The sequence below is a fragment of the Rhizobium leguminosarum bv. viciae genome, assembly GCF_012276115.1.
Taxonomy (GTDB): domain Bacteria; phylum Pseudomonadota; class Alphaproteobacteria; order Rhizobiales; family Rhizobiaceae; genus Rhizobium; species Rhizobium leguminosarum_T.
Genome location: NZ_WIEU01000056.1, coordinates 1 through 1,187 on the forward strand (window position 1 = coordinate 1; position 1,187 = coordinate 1,187).

Genomic DNA, 1,187 nt, shown 5'->3' on the forward strand with positions numbered 1-1,187 from the left:
ATCACCGAACGGATCGGTTTTGCCGAACTTGCCGGCGTGCGCCGTCAGCGGGAAGACTGGGCGCGCGAGGCGTCGCGGCTCTTTGCTCGTGGCGAGATCGAGAAAGGTCTCGATGCCTATGCCGGGCATGGCCATCTGGTGGAGGCAGAGACACGGGCGGAAACGATCGATCGTATCGTCGCCGATTGGACGGAAGCGCGGAAACAGGCGATCCGGAACTCAACCGTGGTAGGCAATGACGGTCGTCTTCGCGGCGACGAGCTGCTTGTGCTCGCCCACACCAATGACGACGTGAAGCGGTTGAACGAGGCGCTGCGATCAGTACTGACGGGAGAGGGCGCACTCGGTGAGAACCGCTCATTCCGGACCGAACGCGGCGCGCGCGAGTTCGGCGTCGGCGACCGCATCATTTTCCTGGAGAATGCCCGCTTCCTCGAGCCACGTACTCCCCGTCTCGGCCCGCAATATGTGAAGAACGGCATGCTCGGCACGGTCGTTTCCACCGGCGACAAACGCGGTGATACCTTGCTTTCGGTGCGTCTCGACAATGGCCGCGACGTCGTCTTCAGCCAGGACAGCTATCGCAATGTCGATCACGGCTACGCTGCGACCATTCACAAATCACAAGGTGCCACCGTCGAGCGAACCTTCGTACTCGCCACCGGCATGATGGACCAGCACCTGACCTATGTGTCGATGACCCGACATCGCGACCGCGCTGACCTCTATGCCGCGAAGGAAGATTTTGAAGCGAGGCCGGAATGGGGAAGGAAGCCGCGTGCCGATCATGCCGCCGGAGTGACCGGTGAGCTCGTGGAAACCGGACAAGCCAAGTTCCGGCCGAATGATGAGGATGCGGACGACAGTCCTTATGCCGACGTGAAGACGGATGACGGAAGCGTCCATCGTCTCTGGGGTGTGAGCTTGCCGAAGGCGCTCGAAGAAGGTGGTGTCTCAGAAGGCGACACGGTGACCCTGCGCAAGGATGGCGTGGAGCGGGTCAAGGTTCAGGTTCCGATCGTCGATCAACAAACCGGGCAGAAGCGGTTCGAGGAAAGAGAAGTCGATCGCAATGTCTGGACTGCCAAGCAGATCGAAACCGCCGAAGCCCGCCTGGAGCGCATCGAGCGGGAAAGCCATCGGCCGGAATTGTTCAAGCAGCTCGTCGAACGTCTGTCGCGCTCCGG

1 pseudogene is annotated in these 1,187 nt (G+C 61.4%); it reads left to right on the forward strand.

Going from position 1 to position 1,187, the window contains the following annotated elements:
• Nucleotides 1-1,187 (forward strand): annotated as a pseudogene (locus GFM02_RS34735) (Ti-type conjugative transfer relaxase TraA); the annotation flags it as partial.